Below are 19912 nucleotides of genomic sequence, written 5' to 3' on the forward strand. Positions count from 1 at the left end.
GGTCACGGCCCAGCCCCGTCGGGCCGCGCGGCGGTCATCCGCCCTGGTGCGGCTCCTCGTCGTCGCCCGACGCACGCTGGAACGCCCGGTCCCACTCCTGCAGCTCCTTCCGCCCGCCGATGAGCCCGTCGAGCGACACCTGGAAGTGCAGCCCCCGCCTCGCGTTGACCTGCTTGATGTTCCGCACGAGGTCGTCGGAGACCGCGACGACCGCGTCACGCACCTCCCGGACGCGCTCCTCGGGGTCGTCCCAGAGATGCGGGTGGGTGAGGATGTCGAGCAGGTAGTCGCGGTCGAGCGCGGCCGTGAGCTTGCGGAGCGTGTCGTCGACCTCGATGGCGGCGGCCCCGCGCTGGCTGCCGCCGGCCCGGTCGAGCCTGATGAACAGCTCCTCGACGTTCTCGGCGATCCGCATGGTGTCGTTCGCAGTCCGCGCGGCGACCGCGTCGCCGCCGGCACCGACCTGCGCGTACTCGCGGGCGAGCGATCGCAGCGCCGCCACGTGCCGGCCGATCGGCTCGGGGAGCCGCGCGTCGCGCGCGCGGCGCGCACGGCGCCGACGCGCACCGAGCACGCCGAAGACCGTCGCGCCCGCGGCGACGAGCACCGCCGCGCCGATCACGAGCCCCAGTCCGATTCCGCCGCCGCCGGCATCGCCGTCTCCGACCAGGGGCGCGGGCTCGGCCGCGACCTGAACGCCCTGCACCGTCTCGGTGAGCGCGGCGTCGAGGTCGTCGGCGCCGGCTTCGGCCTCGTTCGCGATCTGCATCGCCTCGCCCGCGTCGAGCACCCTCGACCCGGCGACCAGGTCGTCGCCGACCGCGACGATGATGGTGTCGTAGGTCGTCGTCTCGGCGAGCCGGCCCAGGATCTCGGTCCCGGATGCCTCGAGCGCGGCGTTGTCGGAGAACACGGCGACGCCGATGGAGTCGTCCCCGACCTGCGCCAGGAGCTCGTCCCGCAGCGCCGACGCGCCACCGACCTCGGCCGACACGTAGACGGGCGAGGTCTGGAGCGCCTCGGATGCATCGTCGATGTATCCGTCCGCCGCCGCGAAGATCAGGGCATCCATGCGCCGGCCCCTAGAAGTTGTTGATCACGGACGCGAACACGAGGTCGATCTTCGCGGCATCCGACGCGTCGAACCACTGTCCGCCGGTCGCCTCGGCGATGCGCCTCAGGGAACCGGTGTCGGCGCCCTCGCCGTAGGCGATCGGGAAGATCCGCACCGGAGCCGCGTCGCCGCCCTCGCGCGACGATCCGCCGATCTTCGCGATGAGCGAGTCGATCGAGATCGACGAGTCGGTGTCCTGTCCGTCGGAGAGCACCACGATCGCGTTGATGCGACCGGGTTCCGCACGGGCGACCATCTCGTCGTACGCGACGGCGATCGCGTCGTAGAGCGGCGTTCCCTCGCGGTTCGCGAAGCGCAGGTCGTCGACGGACGCGCTCAGCGTCTCGCGGTCGGACCCGAGCGGCGAGACGTCGCGCAGCACGATCAGGTTCTCTCCCGCGGTCGAGTCCACGCCGGTGGTGAACGCCCACATGCCGACCTCGTCGGTTCCACGGAAGTGGCCGAGCGTGGCCTGGGCGCCCTCGATCGCGCCGTCGAGCTTCGACCGGCCGTCGCCGATCGGGTCGTCCATCGAGCCGGACACGTCGATGAGCTCGAGCACCGACGACGGCTTGCGGATCTGCGTCCACTGATCGAGCGCGGCCGACACGACGTCGACGCCCGGGCGGGGCAGCGTGATCGCCGGGCCGGCGGGATCCACGCCGTACTGCTCCGTGAAGAGGTCGCCGAGCGGCACCGACTGGTCGAGCGGCCGGAAGCCGTACTCGGGCAGGATGCGCTGGGCGGGCTCGGTGGCGAGGAAGTCGACGAAGGCCTCGCCCGCCGTGCGCTGGACCTCGGTGACCCAGTCGGCGCCGAGCACCGTGACGGGGTTGTCCGACCACATCGACCCGCCCGAGGGGTAGATCGCGACGAGCTTCTCCTTCGGCGGCGTCAGCGTCTCGCCGGGCTGCACCGTGTGCGAGTCCGGGTTGCCCTGGTTGTAGTTCAGCATCGAGGTCTCCTCGAGCGCGACGACCGAGACGTAGCCGGATCCGCCGGCGCCCTCCTGCGTCTCGTCGTAGAGCGTCGTGAGCACCTTCCCGGTCGTGTCGCCGTAGTGGATGACGCACTCCTCGAACACCCGCGAGAACTCCTCGGCGGCCGCGACGTCCGCGGCCGTGAGGTCGTCGGTCTTGCCCGACGCCTCGTACGACTGCATGAGGATCGCGGACAGCCCGGTGGTCGAGGTGTTCGGGTTCGTCTTCGAGATCTTGAAGGAGCCCCAGATGGGCTTGCCCGCACTGCTCCAGCCGTCCGGGTCGGCGCACAGCCGCTCGAAGTCCGAGATGCCGATCTCGGCGTCGGGCCAGCCGAGCGCCTTGGCCATCGTCTCCGGCATCGCGAAGATGATCGGCGTGTGGGTGAACGACACGGGGTCGCCGACGAGCGACGCGGATGCCGCGGCCGCGACCCGCTCGGTCCACACCGTGGAGGCCGGCGACCAGAGGGTCGGCCAGCGGCGCGGGTCCTCGTCGGGCCAGTCGCCGCCCGCGGTGAGGAACCGGGTCGCGTCGCCCGACGACACGTTCACCGGCCGGATGGTGGCGCACTCGTCGAGCCCCGCGTGCTCCGGCGACTCCTTGAACGCCGCGGCGAGGGCGTCGAGCATGTTGACCTTCTCGGAGGAGGTCGCGACGACGACGCTCGTGCAGCCGTCGTCCGAGAAGTCGCCGTCGACCGTGCCGCGATCGACGTCGTCCTGGCCGAAGGTGCAGGCGCTCAGCGCCAGCGCGGTGACGGCGAGGACGGCCACCGCGAGAACTCCCCGGACCCCCCGGCGGGGCGCCGACGTGATCGAGGGTCGAGCGGCCGCGCGCCGCGGAACGGGTGCCATGTCAACAGGGTAGGTCCCGCGAATATCGAACGCATCACGGTTGGGTGCCCGGCCTACGACGAGCGCAGCGCCCGCCGGACGGTCGCGGCGCTCCAGCGCCCGAGCAGGGCCCCTGCGACCGTGTCGGAGATGTGGTGCTGGCCGCGGTGGATCCGCGAGAACGCGATGGCGCCGGGGATCGCGTAGCGCAGCACCGGCCCGGCGACGCGCGCTCCACGGACCCCGTGATGATCGAGCAGGTCTGCGAGGGCGGTGTGGAGCGCGACGGCCGCGGCCGTGTGCCCCGACGGGAACGACGAGGTCGCGTGCGGCGGCTCCGGCCGCCACACTCGCCGGGGTCGCGGCCGGTCGACGAGGGCCGCGGCGCCGACGAAGCACGCGGTCTCGAGCGCGAGCGCCGCAGCGGGAGCGGCTGCGGAGCGCCGGTCGCGCGTCAGCCACCAGGTCACGCCGCACCAGAGGGCGCCGTTCGCGATCGTCTGCGGAACCCCGGAGTACCACGAGAGGGGAGCCGTGATCCGATCGAGCGGTTCCGGGGGCGCGACCGCCTCGAGCGGCCCGTCGACGGCGCCGCGGTCCGGAGCATGGCCCGACCGGAGTTGGAGCGCGCGCACCGCTCGGTCCTCGGCCGGATCGTCGCCGCCGATGACCCGCACCGCCCGACCCGTCGCCGCGAGCACGGCGATCGCTCCGAGCGCCGGGAGGACGATCGAGCGCAGGATCGGCTGCATGCCCCGCAGCCTACCGATCGGACCGTGGATGCCGAGGCGACCCGTAGGCTCGGGCCATGGCCCTCGGTGCGACGATCCACACGTTCGACGTGCAACTCGCGGACGTCGACCGCGGACGCTACGAGAGCCTGACGCTCCGCATGGCACGCCACCCCTCCGAGACGGGGGCGTTCATGGTGACGCGCCTGCTCGCCTACTGCCTCGAGTACGAGGAGGGCATCGCCTTCAGCGAGGGGATCGCCGCCACCGATGAGCCCGCCGTGCTGGTGCGCGACGACACCGGACGCATGGTCGCATGGATCGAGATCGGCGCCCCGGACGCCGAACGGCTGCACCGCGGCGCCAAGCTCGCCGACCGCGCCGCCGTCTACACGCACCGCGACCCCGCGAAGGTCGCCGCGGCATGGGCGGGGAAGCGGATCCATCGCGCCGAGGAGATCCCGCTCGTCAGCTTCGATCCCGGATTCGTCGACGACGTCGCGGCGATGCTGGAGCGCCGGAACGCGATGACGATGTCGATCACCGAGCGCCACGCGTACCTCGAGCTCAACGGGTCGAGCCTCAGCACGGCCATCCACGAGCAGCGGGCGGGCTGACGAGAGAACGGCCCGACCCCACCGGGGATCGAGCCGTTCTCGAATGGTGCGCAAGGGGGGAGTTGAACCCCCACGCCCTCACGGGCACACGGACCTGAACCGTGCGCGTCTGCCTATTCCGCCACTTGCGCATACCGCTTCGCACGGGTGCGAACCAGCCAACAGAGACTAACATACCTCGACTGCGCCTCCGTTCACCGGGCGGATGCCGCGGCCGCTCCCCCGGACCCCGTTCCCCTCCCCCGACCCGCGCGCCTCCGCATCCGCTTCGAGTCGCGCAACCGCCTCGCGCCGCGGGCGCACCGGGCATAGCCTTGCACCACCCGGCACCGGCGCCTCGACAGACCTCCGACCGAAAGGACCGCCCGTGACCCACCCTCGCGACGCGCACGCGCCCGTCGATCCGCGCGAGGTCGACCTCGGAGGCATCCGGGGCTGGCTGTTCGACCTCGACGGCGTGCTCACGCCGACCGCGATCGTCCACATGCACGCGTGGGCGCGCCTGTTCGCGCCGTTCCTCGACGAGCGCGGCGCCGAGCCGTACCGGGACGCCGACTACTTCGCGTACATCGACGGCAAGCCGCGCTACGACGGGGTGCGCTCGCTGCTGGAGAGCCGCGGCATCCGCCTGCCCGAGGGCGAGGTCTCCGACGCCCCCACCGAGGAGACCGTGCACGGGCTCGGCAACCGCAAGAACGAGGCCTTCAACGCCACGCTCGCCGAGGAGGGCGTGCAGCCCTACCCCGCGAGCGTCGCGCTGCTCGACGCGATCGAGCGCGCGGGCGGCGACGTGGCCGTGGTCTCGAGCTCGAAGAACGCGCCCGCCGTGCTCGCGGCGGCCGGCATCGCCGAGCGGTTCGAGGTCGTCGTCGACGGCGCGGTCGCGGCCAGGGAGGGCATCCCGGGCAAGCCCGCGCCGGACATGTTCGAGCGCGCCGCCGAGCTGCTCGGCCTCCCTCCGGAGGAGTGCGCCGTGATCGAGGACGCCGAGTCCGGCGTCAAGGCCGGCGCGAGCGGGCCGTTCGGCGTCGTCGTCGGCGTCGACCGGGGCGTCGGTCGCGAGGCCCTGGCCGAGCTCGGCGCGGACGTCATCGTCGACGAGCTCGACGAGCTGATCCCCGCACTCGAGCGCGCCGGCGAGACCTCCGCGGCCCTGAACGACGGCGTCGACCCCCAGACCCCTTCCCCCACCCCCACCGAGGAGGACCGCGCATGAGGTTCGCCGACACCGATCCCCTGAACCGCACCGTCTTCCCGGTCGACGAGTGGGCCCTCGTCGAGACCGAGTTCGGCGTCGACGACATGGGCCGCACCGAGACCCTCTTCGCCGTCGGGAACGGATACCTCGGCCTCCGCGGCAACGTCGAGGAGGGCCGCGACGGCCACATGCACGGCACGTTCGTGAACGGCTTCCACGAGACGTGGCCCATCCGCCACGCCGAAGAGGCGTTCGGCTTCGCCCGCGTCGGCCAGACCATCGTGAACGCGCCGGATGCCAAGGTCATCCGCCTCTACATCGACGACGAGCCGCTCGTGATCACCGAGGCCGAGATCATGTCGTACGAGCGGCGCCTCGACTTCCGGCTGGGCGTGCTGAGCCGCCGCATCGAGTGGCGCACGCCGTCCGGCAAGCGCGTGCTCATCACGAGCCGGCGGATGGTGAGCTTCACCGATCGCCACCTCGGCGTCATCGACTACGAGGTCGAGCTGCTCGATGCCGACGCCGCGGTCACGATCTCGAGCCAGATGCTCAACCGCCAGGACGGCCGCGACGAGTACCGGTCCGGCGTGACCGAGCCGGTCGGCGCGTTCGACCCCCGCAAGGCCGAGACGTTCACCGAGCGCGTGCTGCAGCCCCGCGTGCAGAAGAAGACCGAGGACGGCCGGTACATCCTCGGGTACCAGACCACGAACTCGAAGATGGCGATCGCGGTCGGCGCGCAGCACTCGATCGTCACCGACAACGAGTTCAGCGAGAGCAGCTCGATCGGCGACGACCTCGCCAAGCACATCTACCGCGTCCGGGCACGCCAGGGCGTCCCGATCCGGATCACGAAGCTGATCAGCTACCACACCGCCCGCAAGGTGCCCGCGCGCGAGCTCGTCGACCGCTGCGACCGCACGCTCGACCGCGGCATGGAGGTCGGCATCGCCGAGCTGTTCGGCCAGCAGCGCGCGTGGCTCGAGGACTTCTGGGCCCGCTCCGACGTCGAGATCGCCGGGCAGCCCGAGCTGCAGCAGGCGACGAGGTGGAACCTGTACCAGCTCGTGCAGGCGACCGCCCGCACCGACGGCGGCGGCGTCGCGGCGAAGGGCGTGTCCGGCTCCGGCTACGGCGGGCACTACTTCTGGGACTCCGAGATCTACGTCATGCCGTACCTCTCCTACACGGCGCCGATCGTCGCCCGGAACGTCCTGCGATTCCGGCAGCGGATGCTCGAGCCGGCACGCGCGCGCGCCCTCGAGCTCAACCAGCGCGGCGCCCTGTTCCCGTGGCGGACGATCAACGGCCTGGAGTCGAGCGCGTACTACGCGGCCGGAACGGCGCAGTACCACATCGACGCCGACGTCTCGTATGCGCTGTGCCAGTACGTCGCGGCGACCGGCGACGAGGACTTCCTGGCGCGCGGGGCGATCGACATCCTCGTCGAGACCGCCCGCATGTGGGAGGACCTCGGGTTCTGGCGCACGAACAGCGACGACGTGTTCCACATCCACGGCGTGACCGGTCCCGACGAGTACACCACGGTCGTGAACGACAACCTGTACACGAACGTCATGGCCCGGGCGAACCTCGCCGGCGCGGCCGCCGCGGTCGACAACCTCCAGGTGCTCGACCCGCACGCGCACAAGAACCTCGTCGAGCGGCTCGGCGTGACGCCCGCCGAGGTCGCCGGATGGCGCCGCGCCGCGGCCTACATGCACATCCCGTTCGACGAGAAGCTCGGCGTGCACCCGCAGGACGCCGCGTTCCTCGAGAAGGAGCTGTGGGACCTCGAGCACACGCCGGACACCCGGCTGCCCCTGCTGCTGCACTACCACCCGCTGGTCATCTACCGCTTCCAGGTGCTCAAGCAGGCCGACGTCGTGCTCGCGCTGTACCTCCAGGGCGACCGGTTCACGACCGAGGAGAAGCTCGCCGACTTCGAGTACTACGATCCGCTGACCACGGGCGACTCGACGCTGTCGGCCGTCGTGCAGTCGATCATCGCCTCGGAGGTCGGCTACCACGAGCTCGCGCTGCGGTACTTCCGCTCGGCGCTGTTCGTCGACCTCGCCGACCTGCACCACAACGCAGCCGACGGCGTGCACGTCGCGTCCACGGGCGGCGTCTGGGCGGGACTGGTGTCCGGTTTCGGCGGCTTCCGCGACCACAACGGCCGGTTCACCTTCGATCCGCGCCTGCCCGACGGCTGGGACCGGCTCAGCTTCCGCCTCACCATCCGCGGGAGCCGCGTCCGCGTGGACCTGACCGAGGACGCGATCCGGTTCGAGCTCGAGACCGGCGACGAGGATGCCGCGCTGCCGATCGAGGTGCGGGGGCAGGAGTTCCTCGTGGCGATGGGCGAGCCGGTCCGGGTGGCGCTCGACGGGCACGGCGCCCGCCGCGTCGGCGCCCCGACGATGCAGAACGTCCGCGGCGCCCGCCGCGCCGACGGCACGCTGCTCACCGCCTCGATCCCGACGCTCTCGCTCGACTCGGAGGAGGAGGAGGCCGCCGCGGTGTTCGACTGAGGGAACCTCTCGGAACGGCATCGTTCCACGTTCGCCCGGGCGGGTTCGGCCGGGCTGCGGTTAGCATGTGAGTCGAAAAACGCACCGGACGGGAGACCTGTGGGCCTACTGGACAACTTCGAGAAGGGTCTCGAACGCGTCGTGAACGGCGCGTTCGCGAAGACCTTCCGCTCCGGGCTGCAGCCGGTCGAGATCACCGCGGCGCTCAAGCGCGAGATCGACACCAAGGCGGCGGTCGTCTCGCGCGACCGCGTGCTCGTGCCGAACCGCTTCACCGTGCGGATGTCGCCCGCCGACCACCAGCGCATGAGCACGCTGGGGCCGGCGCTCATCGACGAACTGGTCGACATCGTCCAGAAGCACGCCGCGAGCCAGCACTTCCAGTTCGCGGGCGGGATCCAGATCGGGCTGCACGCCGATGCCGGACTCTCCGAGGGCATGGTGCAGGTCGACTCGCACAACGTGAAGGGCCGCGTGGCCTGGACCCCGGTGCTCGACGTCGACGGCCGGCGGTTCCCGCTCCTGAAGGGTCGCACCGTCATCGGCCGCGGCAGCGAGGCCGACGTCACGCTCGACGACTCCGGCGCCTCCCGCCGGCACGCCGAGGTGCAGTGGGACGGCCAGCGCGCCCGGCTGCGCGACCTCGGCTCCACGAACGGCACCGAGCTCGACGGCTCCCCGGTCACGGAGTCGGTGCTCGAGCCGGATTCCGTGATCACCATCGGGCGCTCGCGTATCGTGTTCCGCGTGCTCGCCCAAGCCGACCCGAACGACACGTCCGCGTCCCGACGCGCGGACCCGGCCGCCCAGCGCCGTGACGACGGCGGATCCTGGGGGCCGGATCGATGAGTGAACTGACGCTGCTCGTCCTCCAGCTCGGCTTCCTGCTGCTGCTGTGGGTGTTCGTCTTCGCGATCGTGTACGCGCTGCGGAGCGACCTGTTCGGCCAGCGGGTGCGCAAGCTCCAGCCCGAGGCCGCGGCTGCCGCACCGGCTCCGGCCCCCGCGCCCGCCGCCGGTCCGACCGCGCCCACTGCCGCGGTCTCCCGCCCCGCCCCGTCCGGCGGCGACGGCGACGACGCGACCACCGAGAACGCGTCGCGCCTCGTCATCACGTCGGGCGCGAAGTCCGGCGCCGAGTTCCCGCTCGGGCGCGACGAGATCACGATCGGCCGGTCCAGCGACTCGGCGATCATCATCCGCGACGACTACACCTCCACCCACCACGCCCGTCTCATGCTGTGGAACGGTCGCTGGATGATCCAGGACCTCGACTCCACGAACGGCACGTTCCTCAACGGCTCCCGAGTCACCGTGCCGACGCCCATCCCGCTCGGAGCCACCGTCAAGGTCGGAGCGACGACGTTCGAGCTGCGGCGGTAGCCCATGGCGAGCGTCAAGGCGAGCGCGGCGGTCTCGCACGTCGGCCGGGTCCGGTCGAACAACCAGGACTCCGGCTACGCGGGTCGGCGGCTGTTCCTCGTGGCCGACGGCATGGGCGGCCACGCCGGCGGCGACGTCGCGAGCGCGATCGCGACACGCCGGATCGCCGAGGCCGATGACGAGTACGCCTCGTCGGCCGACGCGGCATCCGCCCTCGAGTCGGCCCTGCTCGCCGCCAACCGCACGCTCGAGGAGACGGTCGCCGAGCACTCGGAGCTCACCGGCATGGGCACGACGGCGAGCGCCATGCTCGTGCAGCAGGGCCGCGTCATCCTCGCCCACATCGGCGACTCCCGGGTGTACCTGCTCCGCGGCGGTGAACTCAGCCAGGTCTCGACCGACCACACGTTCGTGCAGCGCCTCGTCGACGCCGGCCGCATCACGGCCGAGGAGGCCATGGTCCACCCGCGGCGCTCGGTGCTGATGCGCGTCCTCGGCGACGTCGAGGCGTCTCCCGAGATCGACACGCTCGTCATCGACACCCACCCGGGCGACCGCTGGATGATCTGCTCCGACGGCCTCTCGGGCGTGGTGCCGTTCGACGAGATCCACGAGATGCTCTCGAGCGACGCGGGCGCCAAGCAGGTCGCGGACCGGCTCGTGAAGGCCTCGCTCGACGGCGGCGCGCCCGACAACGTCACCGTCGTCGTCGTCGACATCGGGGACCCGCCGGCCCCGGAGACCCCGCCGCTCATCGTGGGATCGGCGGCCGCGCCGCTCGCGTTCGGCACCGCGCCGGAGCCCGTGCGCCGCCCCGGCATCCGCCTCACGCCGTTCCGTCCGCACCCGGTCCAGGAGACGCACTTCGAGCCGGACTCGGAGGAGTACTTCGACGAGCTGATCGAGGAGGACGAGCGGCGTCGGCGACGCCGGCGCGTGATGTGGGGCGTCTGGATCGCGCTGGTCGTCGGCGCGATCGCGACGGTCTCAGTGCTCGGCTACCAGTGGACGCAGACGCGGTACTACGTCGGCGAGTACAACGGCCGCGTCGCGATCTACCAGGGCATCCAGCAGGACCTCGGGCCGATCTCGCTGCACCGACTGCACTCCGAGACCACCGTCGACATCGCCGACCTGAAGGTCTACGACCAGCAGCGCGTGGAGCAGACGATCACCGCCGGCACGCTCGACGAGGCCTTCCGCATCGTGAACCGATTGGAGGAGTCCGTTGACTGACCGAAGCGCGACGCGCGCACCGGACCGCGCTCCCGCTACCGGCAGCGTGCGGCGGATCCGCATGCCGCAGAAGCTGCGCAACCTCGAGCTCGGGCTGCTGCTCGCGGCGTGCGTCATCAACGCCGGCGCGATCGTGCTCGTGCAGCTCGGCGCGCTGGGCCGCGTCGACACCCAGCTGATCCTGCTCGGCGCGGGCCTGTCCGTGCTCGTGTTCGGCCTGCACATCGCGATGCGGTTCGTCGCGCGCGATGCCGACCCGTTCCTGCTGCCGGTCGCGACGGTCCTGAACGGCCTCGGGATCGCGATGATCTACCGCATCGACATCGCCTACGGCGACGCGGGCTGGGACAGCGCCGCGGTCCGCCAGATCGTGTGGAGCGCGATCGCGATCGCCGCGGCGCTCGCGACGATCCTGCTCATCCGCAACCACCGCGTCCTCTTCCGGTACACCTACCTCTCCGGCCTGATCGCCATCGTGCTGCTGCTGCTGCCGCTCGTGCCCGGCATCGGCCGCGAGGTGAGCGGCGCCCGGGTGTGGATCGGGATCGGTGACGTGGTCACCTTCCAGCCCGGCGAGATCGCGAAGATCGCCCTCGCGGTGTTCTTCGCCGGCTACCTCGTGCGCAACCGGGACTCCCTGTCCATGGTCGGCCGCACGTTCCTCGGCATGCGGTTCCCGCGGGCGCGCGACCTCGGTCCGCTCCTCGTCGTGTGGGCCCTGTCGATGGCCGTCATCGTGTTCCAGCGCGACCTCGGAACCGCCCTCCTCTACTTCGGCCTGTTCCTCGTCATGCTCTACGTCGCGACCAGCCGGCTGTCGTGGGTGGTCCTCGGACTCAGCCTGTTCTTCGCCGGCGCGATCATCGCGAGCCAGACCCTCGACTACGTCAACGGCCGCTTCCGGAACTGGCTCGACCCCTTCGCCGCCGACGTCTACGACGCGGCGGGCGGCTCGTTCCAGCTGGTCCAGGGCCTGTTCGGCCTCGCGAACGGCGGGTTGATCGGCACCGGCCTCGGCGAGGGACGACCGGACCTCACGCCCGTGCCGCAGTCCGACTACATCATCGCGAGCCTCGGCGAGGAGCTCGGGCTGGCCGGCCTGTTCGCGATCTTCGCCCTGTACGTGCTGTTCGTCGCCCGCGGCTTCCGCATCGGCTTCGCCGGGCAGGACGACTTCGGCAAGCTGCTCGGCGTCGGCCTCGCGTTCGTGGTCGCGCTCCAGGTGTTCATCGTCGTCGGGGGCGTCATGCGCGTCATCCCCCTCACGGGCCTGACGACGCCGTTCCTCGCGGCTGGCGGTTCCTCCCTCGTGGCCAACTGGATCATCGTCGCGCTCCTGCTCCGGCTCTCCGACACGGTCCGGAACCACCCGAGGCTGGTGATCGACGGATGAACCGCGAGCTCAAGCGGGTGACGATCGTCGCCCTCCTCATGTTCCTCACGCTGTTCGTGGCGTCGACGATCATCCAGTACGTGCAGGCGGATGCCCTCGCCTCCGACCCGCGCAACGCGCGCACGCTCTACGAGAGCTACTCGGTCGAGCGCGGGCCGATCCTCGTCGGCGGCGAGCCGATCGCCTTCTCCGAGGCGTCGGACGACGACTACAAGTTCCAGCGCATCTACTCCAACGGCCCGCTGTACGCGCCGATCACCGGCTTCATCCCGGTCAACGGCGAGCCCACCGGACTCGAGGGCTCGCTGAACGACGTGCTCAGCGGCCGCAGCGAGTCGCAGTTCTTCGACTCGCTGAACCGGCTGATCTCGGGCCAGGACCCGATGGGCGCCTCGGTCGAGGTCACGATCGACCCCGTCGCGCAGCAGGCCGCGTGGGACGCCCTCGGCGACTACACCGGCGCGATCATCGTCACGCAGCCGAAGACGGGCCGGATCATCGCGATGGTCACCAAGCCCACCTACGACCCCAACACGCTCGCGGTGCACAACGGCGAGGAGGTCGAGGAGACGTACCAGACCCTGCTCGACGACCCGTCGGACCCGCTGTACAACCGTGCGACGGGCGGCGACATGAACCCGCCCGGCTCGGTCTTCAAGCTCGTGATGACGGCCGCGGCGCTGGAATCCGGCCAGTACACGCCGGACTCCACCTTCCCGAACCCCGCGGAGTTCACGCTGCCGGAGTCGAGCTCGATCGTGCGCAACTCCTCGGGCGGCTCCTGCGGCGGCGGGTCGGAGGTCACGCTCGCGACCGCCCTGCGGCTCTCGTGCAACATCCCGTTCGCCGAACTCGCGCTGGAGCTCGGCGACGACGCCATCCGCGCCCAGGCCGAGAAGTTCGGCTTCAACTCCGACTTCACGATCCCCAACCCCACCGAGACGAGCACCTACCCGGCCAACCCGAACGCGCCGCAGACCGCGCTCAGCGGCTTCGGGCAGGGCGACGTGCGCGCGACCCCCATGCAGATGGCCATGGTCTCGGCCGCGATCGCGAACGGCGGCATCGTGATGGACCCCGACCTCGTCGAGTCGATCACCGCACCCGACTTCCGTCCCATCGAGGAGTTCGAGGGCACGCAGTTCGGACGCGCGATCAGCGAGTCGACGGCCCGGACGATGACCGAGATGATGGTCAACAACGTCAATGACGGTGCCGCGAGTAATGCAACAATAGACGGCGTCAGCGTGGCCGGTAAGACGGGTACAGCGGAGAACGGCGAGGACGATCCCTACACCTTGTGGTTCACCGGTTTTGCCCCCGCCGACGACCCTCAGTATGCGATCACGGTACTCGTGGAAGACGGCGGAGGGCTTGGTCAGGAGGGGTACGGCAATCTGCTCGCCGCGCCCTTGGCGAAACAGGTACTAGAGGCGGTGCTGAACAAATGAGACCGAGTGCTGGGCTCACCTTCGGAGGACGATACGAGCTGCAGTCCCGTATCGCCATCGGCGGCATGGGCGAGGTCTGGCAGGCGACCGACCTGGTGATCGGACGCCAGGTGGCGCTCAAGATCCTCAAGGACGAGTACCTCGGCGACCCCGGATTCCTCGAGCGCTTCCGCGCCGAGGCGCGCCACGCCGCACTCGTGAACCACGAGGGCATCGCCAACGTCTTCGACTACGGCGAAGAGGAGGGCAGCGCCTACCTCGTCATGGAGCTCGTGCCCGGCGAGGCCCTGTCGACGATCCTGGAGCGCGAGCACGTGCTCTCGACCGACAAGGTGCTCGACATCGTCGCGCAGACCGCGAGTGCGCTCCAGGCCGCGCACGCCGCGGGCCTCGTGCACCGCGACATCAAGCCGGGCAACCTGCTCATCACGCCGGACGGCCGCGTGAAGATCACCGACTTCGGCATCGCGCGCATCGCCGACCAGGTGCCGCTGACGGCGACCGGCCAGGTGATGGGCACGGTCCAGTACCTCTCGCCCGAGCAGGCGTCCGGCCACCCCGCGTCGCCGACGACCGACATCTACTCGCTGGGCATCGTCGCGTACGAGTGCCTCGCCGGCCGTCGCCCGTTCACGGGCGAGTCGCAGGTCGCGATCGCGATGGCCCAGATCAACGAGACGCCGCCCGACCTGCCGGTCACGGTGTCCGAGCCCGTGCGGAACCTCGTCTACTCGTGCATCGCGAAGAACCCGGCCGACCGGCCGCAGACCGCCGCGCACCTGGCACGAGCCGCCACGGCCCTGCGCCGCGGCGACGTGCAGGCTGCGGCCGCCGCCGTTCCCGCCGTGCTCGGCGTCGCCGCCGGCGCGACGGCCGCCACGATGCTCATGCCGCAGGCGGGCGCGCCGACCGCCGCCACGACGGTGCTGGCCGCCGGCGCCGCCGGCGCCGCGGGCGTGCCCGAGGGCGAGGAGGACGAGGAGCAGGAGCGCAAGCGCAGCCCGTGGACGTGGCCGCTGATCATCCTGATCATCCTGCTCGCGCTCGTCCTCATCGGCACGCTGATCGCACTCGCGCTGAACGGGGGCAACTCGCCCGCGCCGAGCACGAGCTCCGCACCGCCGACGACGACGAGCGCGCCACCGACCACGAGCAGCGCGCCGCCGCCCGAGCCCACGACCGAGGCGCCGACGACCGCCCAGGTCGACCGCGACGCGTACCTCGGCCGGAGCGTCGACGACGTGCGCGCCGAGCTCACGGCGATGGGATTCGTGGTCGACACCCAGGAGGGCGCGCCCGCGACGACGCCGGACGAGGCGAACACCGTGTCGGACGTGAACCCGACCGGGCCCGTCCCGCTCGGCTCCACGATCACCGTCACCTACCTCGGCCAGCCCGAGAGCCCGAGCGCGCCGTCGAACCCGCCCACGGTGAACCCGGCGGATGTCGCATCGGGCGGCATCGTGCAGGTGAGCTGGCCGGCCGCGTCGTGCCCGTCGGGCCAGCAGCTGAGCGGCTACGAGGTCGCGGTGACGAACGACGCGACGGCACCGAGCCCGGTGGGCGCCGGCACCACGAGCGTGAACGTGCAGGCCGGCAGCCAGTCGTTCGAGGTCACCTACCGGTACTTCTGCGGCCAGCTCGACTCGCCGTTCTCGCCGGCCGCGCCGGTGACGGTCCAGCCCTGACTCCCCGGACGAGCCCTACACGATCGGAGGCACCGTGAACGATGAAGGTCGCATGCTCGCGGGTCGGTACCGCGTGGGTGCGCTCATCGGGCGCGGTGGCATGTCCGACGTGCACGTCGGCACCGACTCCCGGCTCGGGCGCCAGGTCGCGATCAAGCTGCTGAAGCCGCAGCTCGCGACCGACCCGACCTTCCGCATGCGGTTCCGGCAGGAGGCGCAGTCGGCCGCACGGATGGCGCACCCGACCATCGTCCGCGTCTTCGACGCCGGCGAGGAGACGGTCGTCGACAACGCGGGCCAGGAGGTCCAGCTCCCCTTCATCATCATGGAGTACGTCGACGGGCGGCTGCTGAAGGACATCATCCACGAGGGCCCGCTCGAGCCGGCCGCGGCGGCGCGCGTCATCGATGGGGTGCTGACCGCGCTCGAGTACTCGCACCGCGCCGGCGTCGTGCATCGCGACATCAAGCCCGGCAACATCATGATCACCACCGGCGGTCAGGTGAAGGTCATGGACTTCGGGATCGCGCGCGCGGTCTCCGACTCGGCCACGACGGTGGCGCAGACGACCGCGATCCTCGGCACGGCGTCGTACTTCTCGCCCGAGCAGGCGAAGGGCGAGACCGTCGACGCCCGCACCGACCTCTACAGCACGGGCGTGGTGCTGTTCGAACTCCTCACGGGCCGGCCGCCGTTCCGCGGCGACACGCCCGTCGCCGTCGCGTACCAGCACGTGAGCGAGCGACCGGTCAAGCCGAGCGTGATCAACCCGAAGGTGTCGCCCGCGCTCGACGCCGTGGTGATGCACGCGCTCGCGAAGGACCGCACCGCCCGGTACCAGACGGCGGCCGAGTTCCGCGCCGACGTCGAGACCGCGGCATCCGGCCGGGTGCCCACGCAGCGCACCGTCGACGAGACCGCCCTGTTCTTCGGCACCCCGACCGGCGCCCTCTCGACCTCCGAGCTCGCCCTGCGGCAACTCACCGAGGACGACACGATGACGCGCACGCAGCGTCGCCCTCCGGCGATCTGGATCTGGTCGGGCATCATCGCGGTCATCATGATCGTGGTCGCGGTCATGTACTGGGCGTTCAACCTGCAGCCGACCGACGACCTGCCGTCCAACGCGCGCGAGGTCCCGAACCTGACCGGCTCAACGTGGGAGGAGGCGGCGAACGAGCTGCAGGCCCTCACGCTGCCGCCGACGCGGATGGACGAGGTGAGCGACACGGTCGCCGCCGGCGAGGTCATCCGCACCGATCCGGAGGCGGGCGAGATCGTGAACACGGGCACGCCCATCAGCGTGTTCGTGTCGACGGGTCGCGAGGCCGTGAAGGTCCCCGACGTCGTCAACATGCAGCTGGATGCGGCGAAGACCTCGATCACGGACGCGGGCCTCTCGCCGGGCACCGAGACGCGACAGAACTCGCCGACCGTGTCCGGCGGCACCGTGATGTCGACCGACCCGGAGCCGGGGTCCTCGGTCGAGACGGGCAGCACCGTGAACTTCGTCATCTCGTCGGGCAACGTGACGCTGCCGGACCTCACGGGGCAGTCGCTGCAGGCCGCGTCCGACTACCTCGGCACGTCGTCGCTCCAGCTCACGCCGGTGCCGACGCCCGACGGCAGTTGCCCGTCGCAGCCCGGCTCCCCGGTCATCCGGCAGTCGCTGGCACCGGGCGACGTGCCGCAGAAGTCCGAGGTCGAGCTCGTCTACTGCGCCGGCTGACGCCGAGCGGCGACGCCGCGACGGCGGGCGGGCCTAGCTGGCCCGGACGAGCGGGTTCAGCGAGGTCGCGCGCTCCTTCGCCTCGGGAAGGCCGGCCAGTGCGAGCCAGTTGCCGAGCATCCGGTAGCCGCCCTCGGTGAGCACCGACTCGGGGTGGAACTGCACCCCGAGGATCGGCGCCGTGGCGTGCCGGAGGCCCATGATGACCCCGCCCTCCGTGCGGCTCGTGACGACGAGGTCGTCCGGCACGGTGCCGTCGACCACGGCGAGCGAGTGGTACCGGGTGGCGGTGAAGTGCTGGGGCACGCCGTCGTAGAACGGGCTGTCGTCGTGCACGACCTTCGACGTCTTGCCGTGCATGAGCTCCTCGGCGTTCGTCACGACCGCGCCGAACGCCTCCGCGATGGCCTGGTGGCCGAGGCAGACGCCGAGCAGCGGCTGGCCGGAGGCCACCGCGGCCTCGACCACGGGGATCGAGACGCCCGCATCGGCGGGCTTGCCCGGCCCGGGCGAGATCAGGACGGCGTCGTACTGCGCGATGCGCTCGGCGACCTCGTCGACCGGGATGTCGTCGTTGCGCACGACCTCGGTCTCGGCGCCGAGCTCCTGCAGGTACCCGTTGAGGGTGTAGACGAAGCTGTCGTAGTTGTCGATGACGAGGATCCGGGTCATTGCTCCACCGTGACGTCGATTGGGTTCACGATCCCGTCCACCCACGGGAACACCCAGGTGAACAGGACGAAGATCACGCCGGCGAGGATCGCCAGCACGAGGATGACGCGGAACCAGACCGGTCCCGGCAGGATACGCCACAACGCCGCGTACACGCTCATCGCCCCCAGTCGGCGACGGCCGTCGCGATCTCGTCGGGCGGTCCGTCGGAGGCGGGTCGCCACGACTCGAGCACGCCGTACGCCACGATGCGCTCAGCGGTCGAGTACAGCGGGTTGCAGCTCGTGAGCGTGATGATGCGGTCCGATGGGGCCGCATCCGGATGGTGGGGCACCGGGGCGAGCACGCCCGTGGTTGTGGGCGTGACGTACTCGCGGTCGCGGAACCGGTACGTGTACCACCCTGCGGGCGTCTGGATGAAGATGCCGTCGCCGAGCCGCAGGAGGTCGATCTCGTGCATGCCTCCGCCGTACGCGCTGCGGTGCGACGCGATCGCGAAGTTGCCGACCGCGCCGGGCATCTGGGTGCCCTCGTAGTGGCCGACGCCGGTCTCGGTGCTGTTCAGCACGTCGAGCCCCGTGCCCTCGGCGATCCGGCGCTGCGAGCCGTCCCCGAAGCGCGGGACGTACATCACGGCGAACGCCTCCCCGTATTCGGGCACCGTCTCGTCGACGAGGACGGACCCGGCGCCGTCGTCGTCGTTCGATCCCGCGTCGGCGGGCTCGTCGCTCACAGCGCCCCGGTCGGGATCGGCGCGTGCCTGCTCCTGCCACTCGGCCGAGAGGTCGGATGCCGCGGCCGACTGCTGCGCGTCGGCGATCGCGTCGTTCCACCAGAGCTGCCAGCCGAGGAACAGCAGCACGAGCGCGCCGGCGGTGAGGAGCACCTCGCCGAGCACCCCGACGACCGACACGCGCCGCACCGGCCCGGGACTCGCCGCTCCGTCGAGCGTCGTCCCCGCCTCGCCAGCCACATCCGCGAGTCTAGGGCCGCCGGTCGCCCCCGCGGCTCGCGGACGCAGGCCGGTGCACTAGAATCTCCCGCATGGCACGCACGAAATCTTCGAAGCCCGCGCGCGCGGAGCAGCCGAGCGGCGAGGACGCGCCGAATCCCGTCTGGTTCAAGCCGGTCATGTTCGGCTTCATGCTGCTCGGCCTGATCTGGATCATCGTCTTCTACGTGAGCCAGGGTGCGCTGCCCGTGCCGGCGCTCGGCTCCTGGAACATCCTGGTCGGCTTCGGCATCGCCTTCGTCGGCTTCCTCATGACCACACGCTGGCGCTGACGCCGGCCCGAACACCTCTCGAAGCGGGGCGGATGCTGCGGCATCCGCCCCGCTTCCGTCATCTCTGCACAGGGTTATCCACATCATCCACAGGGTTGTCCACACTCTCCACACCCTGTGGAGACATGGAAAGCGCGGAATTCCGGACGATGTGAAGAATCACACCCGTGTAACTCTCCCCAACTGTGGACAGCGTTGTGGATAACCTTCGTCGTCCGCCCACAGTGACCGGGCCGGGAGGTGTCGCCGCAGGCACACGGGGTCGCCGGAAGGGGCGGAGCCGGCGTGCCCGACGCGCCGCTCGCCTGCCGGTCGCGATCCGCCTAGAAGGGCGGGAAGAGGAAGTACCGCAGGCTCAGCACGATCAGCAGCACGACGAGCGCACCGAGCAGCACGAACTGGAGCACGCGCTGGTCGCGCTTGCGCGTCTCGACGTAGATCAGCCCGATGAGGCCGCCCGCGACGAGGCCGCCCAGGTGGGCCTGCCACGCGATGTTGAAGCCCGGCACGAAGCCGATCACGAGGTTGATGCCGACGAGGATCAGCAGTTGCGTCGCGTTGCCGCCGAGTCGGCGCTGGATCACGAGGAATGCGCCCATGAGGCCGAAGATCGCACCGGACGCGCCGACGACGCCGCTGCGCGGATCGGACAGCCAGAGCACGGCGACCGAGCCGGCGAGGCCCGAGATGAGGTACAGCGCGAGGAACCGCCAGCGACCGAGCACGTTCTCGAGCAGCTGGCCGAAGATCCACAGCGTGTACATGTTGAGCAGGATGTGGAAGATCAGGCCCGTCGAGTGGACGAACATCGACGTGATCATGCGCCACGGCTCGAAGTTGAACGGCAGCGAGTACACGCCCGCATAGAGCAGGCGGTCCGTCACCGCGAGGCCCGGGATGAGCTGGAGCAGGTAGACGGCGACCGTGATGCCGATGATGGAATACGTCACCACGGGCGCACCGCGTCCCGCCGCCGCGCGGGCGCGCGTCAGGACGGCGGGACGGGTGCGCGGCGCGGAAGCACGCTGCTCGCGCATGCACTCCGGGCAGATGACGCCGACCGG

The 19912-nt window shown here is 71.0% G+C and carries 18 protein-coding genes and 1 tRNA gene; 11 read left to right on the forward strand and 8 right to left on the reverse strand.

Annotated features, from left to right (window positions below; all coding sequences use genetic code 11):
* Positions 1 to 34: 34 nt before the first annotated feature.
* The 3 genes from ABD230_RS07370 to ABD230_RS07380 form a co-directional block, all read right to left on the reverse strand.
* Positions 35 to 1072, reverse strand: coding sequence for a hypothetical protein (locus tag ABD230_RS07370; protein WP_344371076.1), 1038 nt, complete (start codon positions 1070 to 1072; stop codon positions 35 to 37).
* A gap of 10 nt (positions 1073 to 1082) precedes the next feature.
* On the reverse strand, positions 1083 to 2870 hold the full coding sequence (locus ABD230_RS07375) for a substrate-binding and vWA domain-containing protein (RefSeq protein ID WP_344371081.1): 1788 nt from the start codon (positions 2868 to 2870) through the stop codon (positions 1083 to 1085).
* Between the two features lie 134 nt (positions 2871 to 3004).
* Positions 3005 to 3682, reverse strand: a complete 678-nt coding sequence (locus ABD230_RS07380) for a phosphatase PAP2 family protein (RefSeq protein WP_344371088.1) — start codon at positions 3680 to 3682, stop codon at positions 3005 to 3007.
* 56 nt (positions 3683 to 3738) lie between these two features.
* On the opposite strand from ABD230_RS07380, the gene ABD230_RS07385 reads away from it, so the two are divergent.
* Entirely contained in the window at positions 3739 to 4278 is a 540-nt protein-coding gene (locus ABD230_RS07385; protein WP_344371116.1) for a YaeQ family protein, read from the forward strand.
* A 44-nt stretch (positions 4279 to 4322) separates the two neighbouring features.
* On the opposite strand, the gene ABD230_RS07390 is transcribed toward ABD230_RS07385, so the two are convergent.
* Positions 4323 to 4409: transfer RNA gene (locus tag ABD230_RS07390), tRNA-Leu, on the reverse strand.
* A gap of 296 nt (positions 4410 to 4705) precedes the next feature.
* Here ABD230_RS07390 and ABD230_RS07395 point away from each other — a divergent pair.
* The 9 genes from ABD230_RS07395 (at position 4706) to pknB (ending at position 16892) form a co-directional block, all read left to right on the forward strand.
* Positions 4706 to 5494 (forward strand): HAD family hydrolase, encoded by a 789-nt coding sequence (locus ABD230_RS07395; RefSeq protein WP_344373254.1) that lies wholly within the window; start codon positions 4706 to 4708, stop codon positions 5492 to 5494.
* A complete protein-coding gene (locus tag ABD230_RS07400; protein ID WP_344371140.1) occupies positions 5491 to 8013 on the forward strand; it encodes a glycoside hydrolase family 65 protein in 2523 nt (840 codons plus the stop codon). The genes ABD230_RS07395 and ABD230_RS07400 overlap by 4 nt, the downstream gene beginning before the upstream one ends.
* A 99-nt stretch (positions 8014 to 8112) precedes the next feature.
* On the forward strand, positions 8113 to 8862 hold the full coding sequence (locus tag ABD230_RS07405) for an FHA domain-containing protein (protein WP_344371151.1): 750 nt from the start codon (positions 8113 to 8115) through the stop codon (positions 8860 to 8862).
* Positions 8859 to 9395 (forward strand): FHA domain-containing protein FhaB/FipA, encoded by a 537-nt coding sequence (locus tag ABD230_RS07410; RefSeq protein ID WP_344371161.1) that lies wholly within the window; start codon positions 8859 to 8861, stop codon positions 9393 to 9395. The genes ABD230_RS07405 and ABD230_RS07410 overlap by 4 nt, the downstream gene beginning before the upstream one ends.
* A 3-nt stretch (positions 9396 to 9398) precedes the next feature.
* Positions 9399 to 10631 carry a PP2C family protein-serine/threonine phosphatase gene (locus ABD230_RS07415; RefSeq protein WP_344371167.1) on the forward strand — a complete coding sequence of 411 codons (1233 nt, stop codon included), beginning with the start codon at positions 9399 to 9401 and terminating at the stop codon, positions 10629 to 10631.
* Between the two features lie 61 nt (positions 10632 to 10692).
* The gene (locus ABD230_RS07420) at positions 10693 to 12024 is read left to right on the forward strand and encodes an FtsW/RodA/SpoVE family cell cycle protein (protein WP_344371174.1); all 1332 of its coding nucleotides are present in this window, start codon (positions 10693 to 10695) and stop codon (positions 12022 to 12024) included.
* Positions 12021 to 13475, forward strand: a complete 1455-nt coding sequence (locus ABD230_RS07425) for a peptidoglycan D,D-transpeptidase FtsI family protein (RefSeq protein ID WP_344371193.1) — start codon at positions 12021 to 12023, stop codon at positions 13473 to 13475. The genes ABD230_RS07420 and ABD230_RS07425 overlap by 4 nt, the downstream gene beginning before the upstream one ends.
* On the forward strand, positions 13472 to 15163 hold the full coding sequence (locus tag ABD230_RS07430) for a serine/threonine-protein kinase (RefSeq protein WP_344371207.1): 1692 nt from the start codon (positions 13472 to 13474) through the stop codon (positions 15161 to 15163). The genes ABD230_RS07425 and ABD230_RS07430 overlap by 4 nt, the downstream gene beginning before the upstream one ends.
* A gap of 34 nt (positions 15164 to 15197) precedes the next feature.
* Complete coding sequence (gene pknB, locus ABD230_RS07435) at positions 15198 to 16892, forward strand: Stk1 family PASTA domain-containing Ser/Thr kinase (RefSeq protein ID WP_425546199.1); 1695 nt, start codon at positions 15198 to 15200, stop codon at positions 16890 to 16892.
* A gap of 33 nt (positions 16893 to 16925) precedes the next feature.
* Here the strand turns inward: pknB and ABD230_RS07440 are convergent, their stop codons facing one another.
* The 3 genes from ABD230_RS07440 to ABD230_RS07450 are packed head-to-tail and all read right to left on the reverse strand — an operon-like array spanning position 16926 to position 18537.
* On the reverse strand, positions 16926 to 17564 hold the full coding sequence (locus ABD230_RS07440) for an anthranilate synthase component II (RefSeq protein ID WP_344371220.1): 639 nt from the start codon (positions 17562 to 17564) through the stop codon (positions 16926 to 16928).
* The gene (locus ABD230_RS07445; RefSeq protein WP_166548281.1) at positions 17561 to 17725 is read right to left on the reverse strand and encodes a hypothetical protein; all 165 of its coding nucleotides are present in this window, start codon (positions 17723 to 17725) and stop codon (positions 17561 to 17563) included. The genes ABD230_RS07440 and ABD230_RS07445 overlap by 4 nt, the downstream gene beginning before the upstream one ends.
* Positions 17722 to 18537: a class E sortase gene (locus ABD230_RS07450; protein WP_344371224.1), complete on the reverse strand. Its 816-nt coding sequence runs from the start codon at positions 18535 to 18537 to the stop codon at positions 17722 to 17724. Before ABD230_RS07450 ends, ABD230_RS07445 begins: the two co-directional genes overlap by 4 nt.
* A 71-nt stretch (positions 18538 to 18608) precedes the next feature.
* Here ABD230_RS07450 and ABD230_RS07455 point away from each other — a divergent pair, with 71 nt between their 5' ends.
* Positions 18609 to 18848, forward strand: coding sequence for a cell division protein CrgA (locus tag ABD230_RS07455; RefSeq protein ID WP_344371225.1), 240 nt, complete (start codon positions 18609 to 18611; stop codon positions 18846 to 18848).
* Between the two features lie 323 nt (positions 18849 to 19171).
* Here ABD230_RS07455 and ABD230_RS07460 read toward each other — a convergent pair whose 3' ends face one another.
* Complete coding sequence (locus ABD230_RS07460; RefSeq protein ID WP_344371226.1) at positions 19172 to 19801, reverse strand: rhomboid family intramembrane serine protease; 630 nt, start codon at positions 19799 to 19801, stop codon at positions 19172 to 19174.
* Positions 19802 to 19912 lie beyond the last annotated feature (111 nt).

It is taken from the genome of Agromyces tropicus (assembly GCF_039531345.1).
Lineage (GTDB): Bacteria > Actinomycetota > Actinomycetes > Actinomycetales > Microbacteriaceae > Agromyces > Agromyces tropicus.